This is a genomic window from Candidatus Saccharimonadales bacterium (genome assembly GCA_035480635.1).
In the GTDB taxonomy this organism is placed as follows: domain Bacteria; phylum Patescibacteriota; class Saccharimonadia; order UBA4664; family DATIHN01; genus DATIHN01.
Genome location: DATIHN010000018.1, coordinates 1 through 14,844 on the forward strand (window position 1 = coordinate 1; position 14,844 = coordinate 14,844).

At 45.9% G+C, this 14,844-nt stretch carries 17 protein-coding genes and 1 tRNA gene; 8 read left to right on the plus strand and 10 right to left on the minus strand.

Annotation, left to right across the window (positions count from 1 at the left end; all coding sequences use genetic code 11):
- From VLE72_02520 to VLE72_02530, 3 genes are all read right to left on the minus strand, one after another.
- Window positions 1-212, minus strand: a 212-nt coding sequence (locus VLE72_02520; protein ID HSX14761.1) for an SOS response-associated peptidase family protein, incomplete at its 3' end; no start/stop codon positions are given.
- 188 nt (window positions 213-400) lie between these two features.
- On the minus strand, window positions 401-1,069 hold the full coding sequence (locus tag VLE72_02525; protein ID HSX14762.1) for an Ltp family lipoprotein: 669 nt from the start codon (window positions 1,067-1,069) through the stop codon (window positions 401-403).
- Between the two features lie 84 nt (window positions 1,070-1,153).
- Entirely contained in the window at window positions 1,154-1,399 is a 246-nt protein-coding gene (locus VLE72_02530; GenBank protein HSX14763.1) for a helix-turn-helix transcriptional regulator, read from the minus strand.
- A 160-nt stretch (window positions 1,400-1,559) separates the two neighbouring features.
- Between VLE72_02530 and VLE72_02535 the strand changes: the two genes are divergently transcribed.
- The 3 genes from VLE72_02535 to VLE72_02545 all read left to right on the plus strand — a co-directional run bounded on the left by VLE72_02535 (window position 1,560) and on the right by VLE72_02545 (window position 2,831).
- Window positions 1,560-1,829 (plus strand): hypothetical protein, encoded by a 270-nt coding sequence (locus tag VLE72_02535; protein ID HSX14764.1) that lies wholly within the window; start codon window positions 1,560-1,562, stop codon window positions 1,827-1,829.
- 161 nt (window positions 1,830-1,990) lie between these two features.
- Window positions 1,991-2,476 (plus strand): helix-turn-helix domain-containing protein, encoded by a 486-nt coding sequence (locus VLE72_02540; GenBank protein HSX14765.1) that lies wholly within the window; start codon window positions 1,991-1,993, stop codon window positions 2,474-2,476.
- Window positions 2,469-2,831, plus strand: coding sequence for a hypothetical protein (locus VLE72_02545; GenBank protein HSX14766.1), 363 nt, complete (start codon window positions 2,469-2,471; stop codon window positions 2,829-2,831). Before VLE72_02540 ends, VLE72_02545 begins: the two co-directional genes overlap by 8 nt.
- A 1,570-nt stretch (window positions 2,832-4,401) precedes the next feature.
- Here VLE72_02545 and VLE72_02550 read toward each other — a convergent pair.
- From VLE72_02550 to VLE72_02570, 5 genes are all read right to left on the minus strand, one after another.
- Window positions 4,402-4,476: transfer RNA gene (locus VLE72_02550), tRNA-Asn, on the minus strand.
- A gap of 47 nt (window positions 4,477-4,523) precedes the next feature.
- Window positions 4,524-4,907, minus strand: a complete 384-nt coding sequence (locus VLE72_02555; GenBank protein ID HSX14767.1) for a DoxX family protein — start codon at window positions 4,905-4,907, stop codon at window positions 4,524-4,526.
- A 214-nt stretch (window positions 4,908-5,121) separates the two neighbouring features.
- Window positions 5,122-5,262, minus strand: coding sequence for a hypothetical protein (locus VLE72_02560; protein HSX14768.1), 141 nt, complete (start codon window positions 5,260-5,262; stop codon window positions 5,122-5,124).
- Window positions 5,263-5,424: 162 nt separating this feature from the next.
- Window positions 5,425-6,042, minus strand: a complete 618-nt coding sequence (lexA, locus tag VLE72_02565) for a transcriptional repressor LexA (protein ID HSX14769.1) — start codon at window positions 6,040-6,042, stop codon at window positions 5,425-5,427.
- A 115-nt stretch (window positions 6,043-6,157) separates the two neighbouring features.
- Window positions 6,158-8,035 (minus strand): VanW family protein, encoded by a 1,878-nt coding sequence (locus VLE72_02570; protein HSX14770.1) that lies wholly within the window; start codon window positions 8,033-8,035, stop codon window positions 6,158-6,160.
- 149 nt (window positions 8,036-8,184) lie between these two features.
- Between VLE72_02570 and VLE72_02575 the strand changes: the two genes are divergently transcribed.
- The 5 genes from VLE72_02575 to VLE72_02595 are packed head-to-tail and all read left to right on the plus strand — an operon-like array spanning window position 8,185 to window position 12,431.
- A complete protein-coding gene (locus tag VLE72_02575) occupies window positions 8,185-8,889 on the plus strand; it encodes a glycosyltransferase family 2 protein (protein HSX14771.1) in 705 nt (234 codons plus the stop codon).
- The gene (locus tag VLE72_02580; protein HSX14772.1) at window positions 8,882-9,256 is read left to right on the plus strand and encodes a hypothetical protein; all 375 of its coding nucleotides are present in this window, start codon (window positions 8,882-8,884) and stop codon (window positions 9,254-9,256) included. Before VLE72_02575 ends, VLE72_02580 begins: the two co-directional genes overlap by 8 nt.
- A 49-nt stretch (window positions 9,257-9,305) precedes the next feature.
- The gene (locus tag VLE72_02585; GenBank protein HSX14773.1) at window positions 9,306-10,349 is read left to right on the plus strand and encodes an SDR family NAD(P)-dependent oxidoreductase; all 1,044 of its coding nucleotides are present in this window, start codon (window positions 9,306-9,308) and stop codon (window positions 10,347-10,349) included.
- 5 nt (window positions 10,350-10,354) lie between these two features.
- Window positions 10,355-11,203, plus strand: a complete 849-nt coding sequence (locus tag VLE72_02590; protein HSX14774.1) for a sugar nucleotide-binding protein — start codon at window positions 10,355-10,357, stop codon at window positions 11,201-11,203.
- Window positions 11,190-12,431: a glycosyltransferase family 4 protein gene (locus VLE72_02595; protein ID HSX14775.1), complete on the plus strand. Its 1,242-nt coding sequence runs from the start codon at window positions 11,190-11,192 to the stop codon at window positions 12,429-12,431. The genes VLE72_02590 and VLE72_02595 overlap by 14 nt, the downstream gene beginning before the upstream one ends.
- Window positions 12,432-12,448: 17 nt before the next feature.
- Here VLE72_02595 and wecB read toward each other — a convergent pair whose 3' ends face one another.
- Complete coding sequence (gene wecB, locus VLE72_02600) at window positions 12,449-13,531, minus strand: UDP-N-acetylglucosamine 2-epimerase (non-hydrolyzing) (GenBank protein ID HSX14776.1); 1,083 nt, start codon at window positions 13,529-13,531, stop codon at window positions 12,449-12,451.
- Window positions 13,528-14,817, minus strand: a complete 1,290-nt coding sequence (locus VLE72_02605; GenBank protein HSX14777.1) for a class I SAM-dependent methyltransferase — start codon at window positions 14,815-14,817, stop codon at window positions 13,528-13,530. The genes wecB and VLE72_02605 overlap by 4 nt, the downstream gene beginning before the upstream one ends.
- Window positions 14,818-14,844 lie beyond the last annotated feature (27 nt).

The window sequence follows — 14,844 nt, forward strand, 5'->3', positions numbered from 1 at the left end:
GAATTAATCATTGAATATCCAGTATTTATTCCTTTGGCCCATTGGGGCACTAATCCCCAGTGCATTCCCTCAATCGCCTCTGACGTCACCACAGGCAACGTTTGGGCGGGAGAAGCGTTGTAATTCGGCTTATAGCTTTGCAGGTTACTCGTCTTATGATAATACCGCTCTAGGTCTTGCTGTTTTTTGATTAAATCAAATCGTCCACACATAAGATTATTCTAACTTATTAAAAAGATTCCGGCACAAGGGGGGCGTGTCGGAATCAAATAATACCCTCAGGAGTAAGAATACTTTAGTGTTAAGAGTAGAGCAAGCACGAGCGGTAATAAGGTATTGTTGCGAGATGTCACGAATGAAAATGTTGTCGGTGCAAGGTATAATTTATAGATTACTATATTCAGTCATTCAGATGCTGGATGGCAAAATCTGCCTCTGCTTGAGTAAACTTTTCTCCATACTGAGAAGTTAGTTGGTCATGAATAGCTGCGGGCGACATGTGCTGATTAGTTTGATAGCTTTTTGCAGTAAATAGAGCATTTGCGTTCCAATCAGCTTTGACATTATCAATCGCATACTGGGCAGCAGCTACCGAAAACTTTTCACCGTACTGAGATACTAGCTGGTCATAGACACTTTGTTTGGACATATGCTGATCGTTGGCGTATGAAGTGGCCTGGTAGAGAGCCGATGTGTATTCGGCGGGTACACTAGGTTTACTGTCAGCGCTTGCCGTAGTCGGCGCAGATTCACTTGTGGTGCTATTTGTTGTCGCTGGGGTGGGTTGGTTTTGATTGCTCGTATTTGTTTTTGTAGTTGGTTGTATTTGAACTAACCATGAAATGATAATGATCCCACAAACAGCGGTAACCAGTATTTTTAGAGGAGTTTTCCAGTTTGATTTAGCCCAGATATACCAGATACCGAAGACCGGAAAAAACAAAATGGCGAGTACAATACCCCACCACTTCTGATACCATTGTTTGCCCTGCGACTTCTCATCTACTTGATGCTCAGTGACAGGTGCCTGGTGGTGATGTTCTGAAGGCTTAGTTTCATGTTCATTCATTAGATAACACTCCGGTTGTGAACTAAGTGTAGATCCACCTATTTACCATTGTCAAAGCAAAAACTAGATCGATCAGGACCTGCTTTATACGAGCGGTAATAAATAAGCTCCATTGATTGAGAGAGGTTGCCCTAATCGGTAAAGGTTTTTAAGAGAAATATTCGCTTTACCAGATTCAAGCCTAGAAATATAGGTTCGATCAAAACCAGCCATGTCAGCGAGCTCACTCTGCGTTAATCCAACAAGTTCTCGACGCCCTCTAAGATTCGACCCAAAATCTCGTAACACCCATTCCCAGTTATCAATAAGATACTCAGCTTTCATATTCATCCTCATATTATGTAGCTTATTTTACACAATTGGTTCATCCCATGAAACTCTACACCTGAAATAACTCGTTTAAGTCGAAAGTCATGGACAGAATCCAAACTCAGCCAGATGATTAGTGCAGGACGAGCGCAAAGCTCGTTTTTGATTAATGGAGGATTAGATGAATAAGGAGCCAGAACGGATTCCGCTCGATCACCCCGATTTTTTTTACTGTAGTGACCTGCCATGTGCAGCGGCGCTTGAAGAAGCAGGTTTTCGGCATCGTTGGCTGGATAACTCAAATCCAAGGCGCATGGTCTTCATTTTCAATCAACGGGAAGCAGGTTTTGAGGAGGCGCTGAAGGCATATCGGGATGATGAACTTCCAGTTATACCACGACTTTACTTTGACCGCATACGAGCCCTTAAAACGAGAATTTACGGCGGCTGAGATGCACCTGACGGACGAACAGGTTATGGATTTCCAATCGATTTACAAAGTCAGATTTGGGACTCTACTATCCTTCGAGGAGGCCAATGCACTGGGCTCACAGCTTGTACAAGTTATGCGAGCCGTCTATCGACCAATAACCAATGAAGATTACGAGATATATGATGGAAAATCAGGGTCGAAAGTATAATGTTCGATTTTCAAGATTGGCAGAGCTTGTGGTCAGAAAAGCTTCGATTTCAAGAAGCGCAAAGCTTATCTTCATTGATTTACTTCTTTATGCAGGCACTGATGGATCAGCATTTCCAAGCCACCAAACACTTGCAAATAACGCAGGGCTTTCTAAACGTAGGGTTAACGATTTGCTCCAGGAATTAAAACGAGCAAATCTTGTAAGCTGGTCAATGGGTAGCCCCGGGCGAAGCAATAGATACAAGATAACCCCTGAAATATACTTCCCTAATGCAGGAACTCCAGTGCAATCAAACCGAGGCAGTCAGTTGCAGCCAAATGTAGTAAATGAATGGAGTAAAAGAAAGCGATTTAAGCCCTGCGGTATAGGCAGTTGTGTTAATGGATACTTAACTAATTCCGATCCAGTGGTACCATGCCAGTGCCTTAAGACATGGGGTCTTCAAAATGTCTGATCGTCATCAATCTGCGGAAGATATTAAGGAATTAAAAGCCAAGTTTGTTGTATATTTCAGAGATGTCCCGGTTCAAAAATATGCAGGCCTGTTTATTGGGAGATCCGAAAACACTATTACCAACTGGCTTAACAGCGATCAGGATTTCTGTGACCGTGTTAATCAGGCAAAAGCCGAATGGGTCAAAGAAAGAGTTATATCCGCCAAAGCAGAATTTGCTCTTGAAAAACTTGAACGTGAAGTGTTTAGTCCACACCCTATCGAAGTAAAGATTGACCCACTTAAGGAAGTATTGAGAGGCTACGGGCTGCCGGTAGATGGAGATGACAATGATAATAAAACAGGATTAGACTGAAGATATGAAATACTTTCTTTATGCTCGTAAATCAACCGAAGATGAAGAGAAACAGGTGTTATCGTTGGAGTCTCAGTTAGATCAGGCCAGGGCCACTTTCCCAAATTTGGACATTATTGAGCTACCTCCAGAGTCTGCGAGCGCCTTCAAACCCTATAACAGGCCCGTCTTTGATGATATGCTAAAGCGCATCGAGGCAGATGAGGCGCAAGGCATCGTTGCGTGGCATCCAGATCGCTTATCAAGGAATGAAGTAGATGCAGCTGCTATTACTTACATGGTAAGAACAGGCAAGATTCTGGACCTGAAGTTTTGTTCGTATCCGTTTGATAACTCGCCAGAAGGAATAATGATGCTTCAAACCATCATGTCCCACTCACAGTATTTTTCGGCAAAGCTAAGCAAGGACGTTAAGAGAGGCTTCGAAAAGAAACTTCAAATGGGATGGAAGCCAGGGATGACGAGAGTTGGGTATCTAAATACACCTGAACTAGATAAAGGAACCAAGATCATCATTAAAGATCCCGAACGCTTCGCAAACGTTCGGAAGATGTGGGAGATGCTCTTATCTGGAGCATATACGGTCCCTGAGATCCTTGAGATCGCAAACAACGATTGGGGCTTCAGGACCAAGAAGAGGCGAAAGGTAGGTGGCGGTCCGTTATCAAGGAGTTGTATATACGACGTCTTTACAGACATCTTCTACACTGGTTGGTTTAGGCACAATGGAGAGTTGTATAAGGGCAAATACCCGCCCATGATTACAGTGGATGAGTTTGATCGTGCGCAAATGATCCTTGGTCGAAAAGGGAAACCACGCCCGCAAAAGCATAGGTTCGCTTTCACAGGGTTTATCCGTTGCGGTGATTGTGGCGGAGCGATTACCGCCGAATCAAAACTTAAGTTCATAAAAAGCTCGAAGCAGACTAAGAAGTACACCTACTATCGATGTACTTGGAAACGCCCATGCGGTCAACGCAAAGTTATGCGTGAGGAAGAGTTGGAAAGACAAATTGCTCAGATCCTGAACTCAATCACTATTCTACCCGAATTTAAAACCTGGGCAATTAAAGTCTTAAACCAGTCCAACGATTCCGAGATCGAGGATCGAACTAAACTCCACATCACTCAATCTAGAGGTACTCTTGAGACCCAAAAGGAGCTAGATAACCTAACAATGATGCGCTATAGAGACCTGATCGATGACGAGGAATACTCATCTGAACGGAGCAAGCTAAAGGCAAAGCTAGCCAAGCTCCAAGAGAATCTGAGGAGCACTGAAGATCGGGCGTCAAAATGGTTAGAACTCACCGAACAGACATTTGAGTTTGCCACATATGCCAAGGAGAACTTCGAAAAAGGTGATCTAGGCACCAAAAAGGAAATCTTCGTTGCCTTGGGGAATAACCCAACAATCCAAAATGGAAAACTCGAAATCCAGTTGAATAACTGGTTCGTTCCAATTGCAAAAGCAGCCGGTGAATTAAATGCTGATTATGAAAAGATTCGAACTAATAAATATGCCTCCCCAAAGCAAAAAGAGGGCGATTTGGCCTCAATAAATGCAAAATGGCTCCGGAGGCCGGATTCGAACCGGCAACCATCACCTTAACAGGGTGTTGCTCTACCGTTGAGCTACTCCGGAATATCGTACTGCCAGATTATACCGAGAAAGAGCCGCCTAAACAATCCTTAAAACAGCCGGTATGCTCCCGGGCCAAAGGTTAGTAGAGTTAGACACAGACCGAGCAGGATTAGATCGTAGCTCCAATCGGTGAAGGGCTTATTACCCTTGGTGGTTTTCCAAATAATACCCAGAAACATTTCGCCACCAAAACCCAGAGCTGGTAGCCAGTACAGGACTCCAGTGATAATGCCAATACCGCCGGCGAATTCAATGGCCGCACTTAAGCCATTAAAGAACCAACCTGGTTTATAGCCCTTTTTTTCGAAGTCCTTGATGTTGCTTTTGGGGTCACGAATTTTGGGCCAGCCGTAATAAATCATGACGCTGCCTAGTATTAAGCGAATGATGAGAAGAACTAGATCGGGATAACCGCTAAGAGGAATTATCATAACACTCTTATGGTTATCGTTTGGCTAACCAAAGTCAACCCAAAACGAATACGCCCCAACTGGGACGTATTCCCCTTACCAACCCAGCAGTTGCCGGACGGACTCCCCCTAACTTATGGCTGGTGAACCCAGCGGTGATCAATCTGATCGATGGTTTCAAAATTGTAAGAGAAGAGGTAGCGGCGGTAAAGTGCTCGCCATTTTCGCTTGTTCATCAAACTTCCTCCTTGGCTAATTTAGCGATTTGACCGGCCGTGACTGGCAACACGTGCTTGGTCCGCTCAGCGTGAATCAGGTCGTACAGGGCTGGGCCGAGGTATCGCCGGTAGGTGATTTTTAATTTACGTTTATTCATTTTCCCCTCCTTTCACTCAACCGGCCCTTAACCCGGTTCGTGATGTTTTTATTTGTTAACGAATTCTTAGAGTTCTGCTAAGATACGCAAAGGACGTTTTCGAGCGTTCACGAGAACTTCTTGCTTGCCGGCGGAGGTTCTCTTTTTTACTAATCGGATTTGCTAATACTTTCTAATCACTCCGATGCATATCCCTTGAATTTCAAACGGTGTGCCTGGTTTGACGATGATTGGATCCATGGCTTGATTCTCCGGCTGCAGGCGAATGTGGTCGGCTTCTTTGTAGTAGCGTTTGAGTGTAGCCTCGCCGTTGACTAAAGCCACGATCATATCGCCCCGAGATGGCTCCGGCTTTTCCTGAATCACTACATAGTCACCGTCCATAATGCCGGCATCCTTCATGCTTTCACCCCGGACCTGCAAGACGTAGGAATGGCGGCGGCCGACCATAAATGGCGGAACCTCCAGGGTTTCGGCGTGGCCGCTGATAGTCTCAATCGGCTGACCGGCGGCGATTAGACCCATAATGGGCAAGCCAACGCTGCGCGAGTCATCGAACTCTTCGGTGCTGGGGCTAACTAGTTGCAATGATCTAGCCTCGTTCTCGTTTTTACGCAAAAGTCCTTTGGAAATCAGCGTATCAACGTGCTCCGCCACCGTTGCGACTGAACCCAATTTGAAAGCCTCGGCAATCTCGCGGTAACTCGGTGCGTAACCATGCAATTCGATATACTGCGTGACGTAATCGAGAATCTCTTTTTGCCGCTTGGTTAATGGCATTTATATTTGTACCCTCCTTTCCGTCTGGTTACCCAGACTCGTTACTCCTAACATACCGAACAAAAACCGAATTGTCAAGACGGTTTTGGTAATTTGGATTATTCAGCTTAAATGTCTAATTCAGTTCTTTGACCACCGGGAAGTCGAGGCTGGATTTGTAGTGAGTCTGGATGGTATCGGTTTTGATAACATTGCCAGCTAAGTCTAAAATATCGCGGTAAAAAACCGTGGTCGAGGGCACGGTCGGGTTCCAGCCCGCCCCCCCCGCCGGATCGATAAAGTAGGGTCCGCGGATGCGGCCAGTTTTGACTTTGGTGCCGTAAAAATCAAACTTTAGGGTAGTGCCCGATAGGACAGTTTGAATCAGGATGTAATGCCCGGTATCGTTTTTGAATTTCAAATCGATGGAAGCGTTAAAGACGGTAGCATCAACGCCCGGCACGCCATAAGGCGCCGTATAATAACCGACGGCAAAGGAGTGGTTGTGGCGCTCGACAATCGGTAGCCCCGAAAACAAAGCCGCGCGATAAGCCGTTGATGAAACCTGGCACATGCCGCCTCCATATTGAAACTCTTCATGGTCGCCCAGAATGACCAAAGCCGGGGCGTAACCAGTAGCTGGGCCAACATCGCCCAAGTTTGATTCGAACGAAAAGACCTCATCGGGTTTGACCAGGACACCATTAAATTTAGCGGCCCCGACCCGGATATTTTGCATCCGAGCCGCTGGTGAGCCGGGGAAATAAGTTACGCCCTCGCCGATCAGTTCGTTGATACCCAGGTCATTCAAGTTGGCTTCGGTCACGGCCGGATCCATGGTTTTAACAGCCACCACAATGTTTCGATCGCTCGGTAATTTGACGAGCGCGGCTTTGATGGCGCTGGCCGTCCCGACCTGGTCCATATGGTAGCCGACGATGCTGGGTTGAAAGACAGTGGCGTGGCCATCTTGGATGGTTAGAGCGGCGTTTTGACCGGTTTTGTCGGTGGTTTTAGCTAGCCCAGCGACATAGGCAGCGATGGCTGCATCGCTAACACTTAGCGTCACTGGTACCGGCGGGGCGTAGTTAGCCACCTGATCGATCGTCAAATTTGGGGCTAACAACGATGGAGTCGGTCGATCAACACTAATCCATTTGATGATATCGGATAGCTGAACCAAGGTAGTTTTGTTCAAAATCGCGAGCGTGATAGGGCCCTGCAAATAAACGTCGGCCTGCGATTTGGCCGATTCCAAGTCGCCTGTCTCAATATTTGGGCTTTGTTGGTAGATCGGTGCTGTAATGGCCTCTGCGCTGCTGGCGGCGATACGTTGTTCTAATGATCTAACGAGCAAACCAATATCCAGGCGTTGGCCAGCTTGGCCCGGGTTAACAGTAGCCCGCCCAGTATCGGAAAAGTTCAGAGTGGCATTTACGACTGGAGTATCGGTTTTCTCGACGATTTCGGCAACATAGGGCGCTAGTTTAGCATCGTCATAACTGTAATGCACCAATTTGGTGGGCCGGTCAGTAATGGCCCTGGCAACCTGACGCAGATGGTCGCCCAAGCTGCCCTCTCGGCCATGAGCGTAAGCTTCAGCCACAGCCGCATCGCTATCGTAGCTAATCCCGATTTGGGAAATGTCGACCGAAAGGGTCGTATTGCCATAGCTAATCGGCACCTGCTCATCTTGGTAAGTTTGGCTAGCCCGATCAAGCGCGGTTTTGGCTTGAGCCTTCGTCAGGCCACCCACGGACGTGCCATTAACGCTAACGCCAGGGTAGATTTTGCTGGCGTAGGCCACTTTGAAGCCAACCAAACTGGCGATGGCTATGATGCCGCCGACGCTAACTGCAATCAGCCAGTGGTGAGTCCGCTTCGGTCCCAAATCCGCAAAAGCGTCATCGCTATCGCTGCCGGAATCAGCGTCGAGGGTTTCGGCGTCTGCAATTGGGGCGATCGGCTGCTCAGAGGTCTTTGAATCGTCCTTGGATTTTTTTGCTCTGGCCATTACCAAATATTATACTTGAACGTCACCGGCTTTGGGCCCAAGTCAGCCAAATCGACCGAGGAGGCTTTATTTCATCAGATAAACCTGAGAAAATTGCCTAGTACTAATGAGCCAGCTCAACAAAATTACGTGAAAGGGTTATTTAAGTAGTGAGTTTGCGTGTTGCATTCGTAATACCGGCCTACAACGAGGATAAAGTGATTGGCGATGTGGTAAAGGGTTTAGCTGAAGCCTTGGCTGAGCAAACCTATGAGTCTAGCATTGTGGTGGTAGACGACGGGTCTAAAGACGCTACTGCCAAAGTGGCCGAACAGGCTGGCGCTATTGTAATTAGGCATATTCTGAACACCGGATCTGGGGGAGCTACCGCTACCGGCTTAAGTTACGCCCAGCAACAAGGTTTCGATATCGCCACCACTTTGGACGCCGATGGCCAGCATATCCCAAAAGACGTCTTGCGCGGGGTTGAATTGATCCAACAAAACCAGGCCGATCTACTGATTGGTAGCCGACTAATTGATGCCTCTGGCATGTCTAATGTGAAGGTTTTGGGTAATAGAGGCCTAAGCGCTCTCACCTTAGTATTGTTCGGTGTCAAGGTGACCGATTCGCAGTCCGGTCTGCGGGTATTTTCTAATCGTGCCCTTAATGAGCTGCGTTGGCGCACCAGCGGTTTTGAATTTTGCTCAGAGATGCTCTGGAGAGCCAAGCAGTCGGGTCTTGTGATCGAAGAGTACCCGATTAAGGCTATTTATACTGAATACTCGCTCTCAAAAGGTCAAAGTAATTGGAATTCATTACACATTGTGAAGTCGCTTGTGCAGCGTCGGATTTTGGAGTTACTCGGTGAGTAGATACCTTATCCTGATCATTCTAAACACGCCGTTGATTGTGGCTGCAATATTAAAAGCCATCATGCAATACAAATTGGGGCGCATCACCCGCCGAGGCTGCATTGTCCGAGTGGGGCTATGGGCCACAATACTCTTAGGCCTCATCTTTGCCGCGCCAATTTATGCCTTCCTCTTTTCCAATAATTTAACTCAGACTGAGCCCTTGAGCCTATTTGACGTTATCCAAATCACGGGCATTATCGCGACGCTGTTTATAGCAACCCAGGCCTATAGTAAAGCCGATGCACTTGAGCACCGAGTGCAGGACTTACATCAAGAACTGTCTATTCGATTAACGAATAGCAGTACTAAAGACGGTCAGAAATAAGTTTCGTCTTTAAGAATAGGGTAAATCTGGTACTCTAATGGATGTGGATGTGAAAGAAAGCTCAATGTTTAAAAACAAGACCCTGCTAATTACCGGGGGAACCGGATCGTTCGGGAATGCCACTGTCAGGCGATTCTTGAAAACCGACATCAAAGAGATCCGCATCTTCTCACGAGACGAGAAGAAGCAAGATGATATGCGTAAAGAACTCAAGAATGACAAGCTCAAGTTCTACATTGGCGATGTTCGAAATCTTGAGAGCATTCGAGATGCCGTTAGGGGCGTTGATTATATATTTCACGCAGCAGCTTTAAAGCAGGTGCCTTCTTGTGAGTTTTTTCCCATGGAGGCGGTTCGTACCAACGTCATTGGCACCGATAACATGTTAACCGCGGCCATCGAGGAAGGTGTTAAGAAAGTGATCTGCCTTTCAACCGACAAGGCCGCTTATCCCATTAATGCCATGGGAACATCGAAAGCTATGATGGAGAAAGTGATTATTGCCAAATCTCGCAACATTGACTCTGCCAAAACCATTATCTGCTGCACTCGCTATGGTAATGTCATGGGATCGAGAGGCTCCGTGATCCCCTTGTTTGTTGATCAGATAAAGAGTGGGCAAAAGATCACAATTACCGACCCCGACATGACCCGCTTCCTCATGGATCTGGACGAGGCGGTTGATCTGGTGTTGTTTGCCTTCCAGAATGCCAAACAGGGTGATTTGTTTGTCCAAAAATCTCCTGCCAGTACAATCGAATACCTTGCGCAAGCTCTGATTGAACTTTTCGGCACCAACGTCGAGGTATCAATTATCGGTACTCGACACGGCGAAAAGGCCCACGAGACATTGTTAACTCGCGAAGAAAAAGCCAAGAGCATTGACCTGGGGCTGTATTTTAAAGTGCCGGCCGACACCAGGGACCTCAATTATGAGAAATATTTTGTGAAAGGTGAGCCAATGTCCATCACTATTGAAGAATACACCTCGTTTAACACTACCAGGCTGACAGTAAAAGAGGTCAAGAAAAAGCTCCGCGCAACAGACTATATCAAGAACGAGATCGAGGGCCGCAAAGGAGTCACGCTATAAAAATCTTGGTACTTGGTGCCAGCGGTATGGCTGGGCATGTGGTGGCAATATACTTGCGCGAAAACGGCTATGCTGTTGACACCCTCTCCAGCAAACATCCTCTAGATAAGAACACACACTTAATTGATGTCACCGATTCCGCAAACTTCAGGGAGTTTTTGGATAGCCATTTATACGATGTGGTGGTCAATTGCATTGGGCTTTTGGTTAAGGAAAGTGAGCAACGCAAGGACTTGGCAGCTTACCTTAATGCATACCTGCCCCACTTCCTAGAAAACTACTACAAAGAATCAAAGACAAGGGTAATACACCTCAGCACCGATTGTGTATTTTCCAGCAATAACTCCCCTCACAAGGAAAACTCTGCGTATGATGCTGAGGGTTTTTACGATCGCTCGAAGGCGCTCGGTGAGATAATTAATGCGAAGGATTTAACCTTTCGCATGTCTATAATCGGCCCTGATATGAGAGCCGATGGTTCTGGGCTCTTCAACTGGTTTTATCAGCAAAAAGGTGAAGTCACAGGCTACGATAAAGTCTTTTGGAGTGGCATAACAACTACTGAGCTAGCCAGAGGTATTAGGGAAGCAATTGAACAAAATATAGGTGGTGTTTACCATCTCGTCCCCAAAAAGAACATCTCAAAGTATAATCTTCTACAACTCTTCCAGGAGATCTTTGATCTTAAGTTCGTAAATGTTAAGCCCAAGAGTGATATCGCACAAGACAGAACATTGATAAATACCAGACGCGACTTCGACTTCGCTGTACCTGATTATCGGAAAATGGTGACAGAAATGAAGGATTGGATAACTCATCATCCTCAACTGTACAAACATTATGAAAGCCGGTGAATCAAAGCGAAAGAGAGTATTAGTAGTTTGCCAACACTTCTGGCCAGAATCCTTTCGGATCAACGATATTTGTGACTATTTGGTCGAAAAAGACTGTGATGTGGAAGTACTCTGTGGTATTCCTAACTATCCGTCAGGCCAATTTTTTGATAGTTATTCAATCTTTAAAAATCGCCGCCAGGTGCATAACAGAGTAAAGATCAGGCGGGCTTTCGAAATCCCCCGAGGAAGTAATACAAATTTTCGGATTTTTCTAAATTATATCTCATTCCCGTTGGCCAGTCTTTTTCATGTACCTAGATTATTAACTAAGAAGTATGACAAAATTTTTGTTTTTACCTACTCACCAATAATGATGTCCATTGCAGGAATAATCGTTGGCAAGATTAAAAAAATCGAGATTACTATGTATGTGCTCGATTTGTGGCCCGAGAATCTCTTTTCAGTTTTGAAGATTGAGAATCGATTTCTGCGGTATCTGGCCACTAAAGTTTCACACTGGCACTACCGCCAAGCCGACAAATTGCTGGTACTATCTGATGCAATGGGTGCTCGGGTGGCCGAGATTACCAAACTTTCCAAAGAAAAAATCGCTTTAATCCCCCAGGCCTGTGAGAAGATTTATGAAACGGAGATTCACGACCGAGCCTTAGCTGCCAGATATAGTAATGGCTTCAATATTTTGTTCGCGGGCAACATTAGTCCGGCTCAGTCGTTCGAAACCGTAATAGCGGCTGCCAAACAATTAAAATCCGCGGGGATCTCAGATATCAACTGGATAATTGTCGGCGACGGTATGTCGCGAAAATGGTTAGAGAAGAAGGTTGCTGAGGCCGGACTGGAAAGTAGTTTCTTTTTTGAGGGGTATAAACCGATTACCGATATCCCACGTTATACCGGCATCGCAGATGTGTTGCTTGGTTGTTTAGTAAAGAGCCAGTTGCTAGAAGCCACCATCCCGGCCAAAGTCACATCATACTTGGCCGCCGGTAAGCCGATGGTACTGGCCATGGACGGTGAGGCTCAAAATCTAGTAAATAATCTGGCCAAATGCGGATATGCAGGCCCGACCGAAGATCCTGAGGCTCTGGCTGCTAATATAAAGAAAATCTACGCCCTCTCTCCAGCCGAGCGCGAAAAAATGGGTGAGCGGGGGCGTAATTACCACTTCCAACACCTGGAAAGAAATTTAGTCCTCGGAAAATTATACGAGTTTATATTTAGCTAACGATTACTGAGATAGTCTTAAAACCAATTGGTGATCTGGCTGCGAATACAGTTTACAACTACATTTGATGCTTCGAAGCCTTCATTAAGATCATACCTGGCTGCGTAAGGCTCCCTTACTATCGTCTCGACTGAGTCGGCAATGTTATTCGGGTCCATGCCGGCAACAATGTGTCCACCGCCCTCAACAGTTTCGGGACGCTCCGTGGTCATACGCAGCGATACTACGGGAACTCGGTAATACAACCCCTCCTCGGATGCAGTGCCTGAATCCGAGAGCACACAAAATGCATCAATAAAGAGGCGGTTGAAGTCGTAGAATCCGAGTGGATCAATGATTTTAATACCTTTAGGGACCCCGATTGAGCTCATTTTGCTCTTGGTTCGCGGATGCATGGGATACAGCACCAGTTTATCGAATCGTTTGGCTATATCCTCAAAAGCTTTAAACATGGCGGCAAGATATTCCGGATTATCAACATTCTCACTACGATGCGCAGTAACCAAAATATAACCATTTTTAGAGAGCCCCAGCTTTTTCATAATTGAGCTTTCATCTATCCTGGGCCGAAATTTCCGCATAGCTTCAAAGGTGGGGTTGCCGGTTAGAAAAATCTTGGCTGGGTGGATATTCTCCCTAATTAAGTTCTCGCGATGATAATTATTAAATGGCAATAGAATATTGCTCATATGATCAATAAGCATCCGGTTGCGTTGCTCGGGCATCCGTCTATCCCACGCCCTTAGCCCAGCCTCCATGTGGAAAATCTTAATACCGCGTTGTGCCGCTGGTATGACTGATAGCCCGCTATATGTATCCCCGAGAATCAATAGAGCATCAGGCTGCTCTTTTCCAAATAGTTCATCGGATTTTACGATCACATCAGCCGTCTCCTTGGCGGGGCTAGAGGTATCGATTTCTAGTTGATAGTCTGGTTGTCTAAGTTCTAGGTCATTGAAGAAGAAGTTCTTGAGTTCTGGGGTAAAGTTCTGTCCGGTATGGACCATAATGTGGTCAAAGTTCAGATCGTCTAATTTCTTTAGGGTCGACCACATCTTTATCATCTCAGGCCGGGTACCAAATATCGACATTACTTTCATGGTTGCTCCTCTGTTGGATAGATTTTTACTTCGGGCAGCGGTACAATCACCCGACCACCCCGTCCTATGTAATTATCTAGTTTTGCAATAATCTCTTTGTAAAAAGCCCAAGCAAATATCAAAATGTAGTTTGGGTGGTCGGCTGTAAGCACCTTATTAGCTTTTATCTCAATATGAGACCCGGGCGTATAGAGTCCCTGCTTGGCTGGCGCATCATCAATAATATAGTCAATATGGTCACCAGTAATGCCGCAGTATTGGATTATGGTATTGGCACGACCTGAAGCCCCATATCCGACAATGCTTTTGCCTTCAGCCTTTAACTTCTCTAGAAGACTCATTAGTTGGTGCTTCTTGATTGCAACACTTTTCCCATAGCGGATGTAAGTTGAGGCCTTATCATAACCTAGTTCAAGCTCCTGATCACGTAGTTTTGTCACGCTCGAAGAAATGTTCTTGGTATGTTTACTGCTTTTTTTAGCGGCGTAGTAGCGGATAGAGCCGCCATGGATAGAGATCGGTTTGATATCAAATATGACCATGCCATGACGGTTAAGGTGGTTTTGAAGCGCTATCAGTGAGTAGTAGTAGATATGCTCATGATAGATGAAATCGTATTGCATCTCTTCGATAATTTTACCCAAGTAATGGACCTCGAACACAAAGACTCCATCATCAGCCAGGAGATTATAAACCCCATCGGTGGCACCGTTAATATCACTTATGTGGGCAAAAACATTATTGGCCATAATGAGATTGGCCTTACCGTATTTTTTTTTGATCGATTTTGACGTAGCGACGTTGAAAAAATCATTTATAACGATAAACTCATCACTATTGACCGACTTGGTGATGTTCGTGGCTGGGTCAACACCAATCACAGTGCCGATGCCTTCTTTCGCCAGAGGCCTTAGTAGTACCCCGTCGTTGCTACCAAACTCTACTGCTACAGCCCTGTGGGGGTCTTTCAGGAATCGATCGGTGACTTCGGCGGCATACTCCACAAAGTGATCGCGTAAGGTCTTGATAGCTGATGAGAAGTAGAAGTCATTGGCAAAGAGGACCTTCGGATCAATATGGTCTCTTACCTGGACTACGTAGCAGACCTCACAGAAAACGATCACCAGCGGGTATTTCTTTTCGTTGGGAATTTGCTCTTTAGTCAAGAAGGCGCCAGCAAGCGCCATGTCGCCAAAATCAATAACTTCTGATAATTTTGTGTTGCCACAAAAAACACAGGTTTTGGTTCGTGTTTTTTGGGCATTAATCACTTTAGTTTTGGACATAACGGATCCCATTCTACCGGAGAATTT

Excerpts from the sequence above, each read along its gene's own strand:
- VLE72_02525 (HSX14762.1), bottom strand. The coding sequence starts at position 1,069 with ATGAATGAACATGAAACTAAGCCTTCAGAACATCACCACCAGGCACCT.
- VLE72_02530 (HSX14763.1), bottom strand. The coding sequence starts at position 1,399 with ATGAATATGAAAGCTGAGTATCTTATTGATAACTGGGAATGGGTGTTA.
- VLE72_02535 (HSX14764.1), top strand. The coding sequence starts at position 1,560 with ATGAATAAGGAGCCAGAACGGATTCCGCTCGATCACCCCGATTTTTTT.
- VLE72_02540 (HSX14765.1), top strand. The coding sequence starts at position 1,991 with ATGATGGAAAATCAGGGTCGAAAGTATAATGTTCGATTTTCAAGATTG.
- VLE72_02545 (HSX14766.1), top strand. The coding sequence starts at position 2,469 with ATGTCTGATCGTCATCAATCTGCGGAAGATATTAAGGAATTAAAAGCC.
- VLE72_02555 (HSX14767.1), bottom strand. The coding sequence starts at position 4,907 with ATGATAATTCCTCTTAGCGGTTATCCCGATCTAGTTCTTCTCATCATT.
- VLE72_02560 (HSX14768.1), bottom strand. The coding sequence starts at position 5,262 with ATGAATAAACGTAAATTAAAAATCACCTACCGGCGATACCTCGGCCCA.
- lexA (HSX14769.1), bottom strand. The coding sequence starts at position 6,042 with ATGCCATTAACCAAGCGGCAAAAAGAGATTCTCGATTACGTCACGCAG.
- VLE72_02570 (HSX14770.1), bottom strand. The coding sequence starts at position 8,035 with ATGGCCAGAGCAAAAAAATCCAAGGACGATTCAAAGACCTCTGAGCAG.
- VLE72_02595 (HSX14775.1), top strand. The coding sequence starts at position 11,190 with ATGAAAGCCGGTGAATCAAAGCGAAAGAGAGTATTAGTAGTTTGCCAA.
- wecB (HSX14776.1), bottom strand. The coding sequence starts at position 13,531 with ATGAAAGTAATGTCGATATTTGGTACCCGGCCTGAGATGATAAAGATG.
- VLE72_02605 (HSX14777.1), bottom strand. The coding sequence starts at position 14,817 with ATGTCCAAAACTAAAGTGATTAATGCCCAAAAAACACGAACCAAAACC.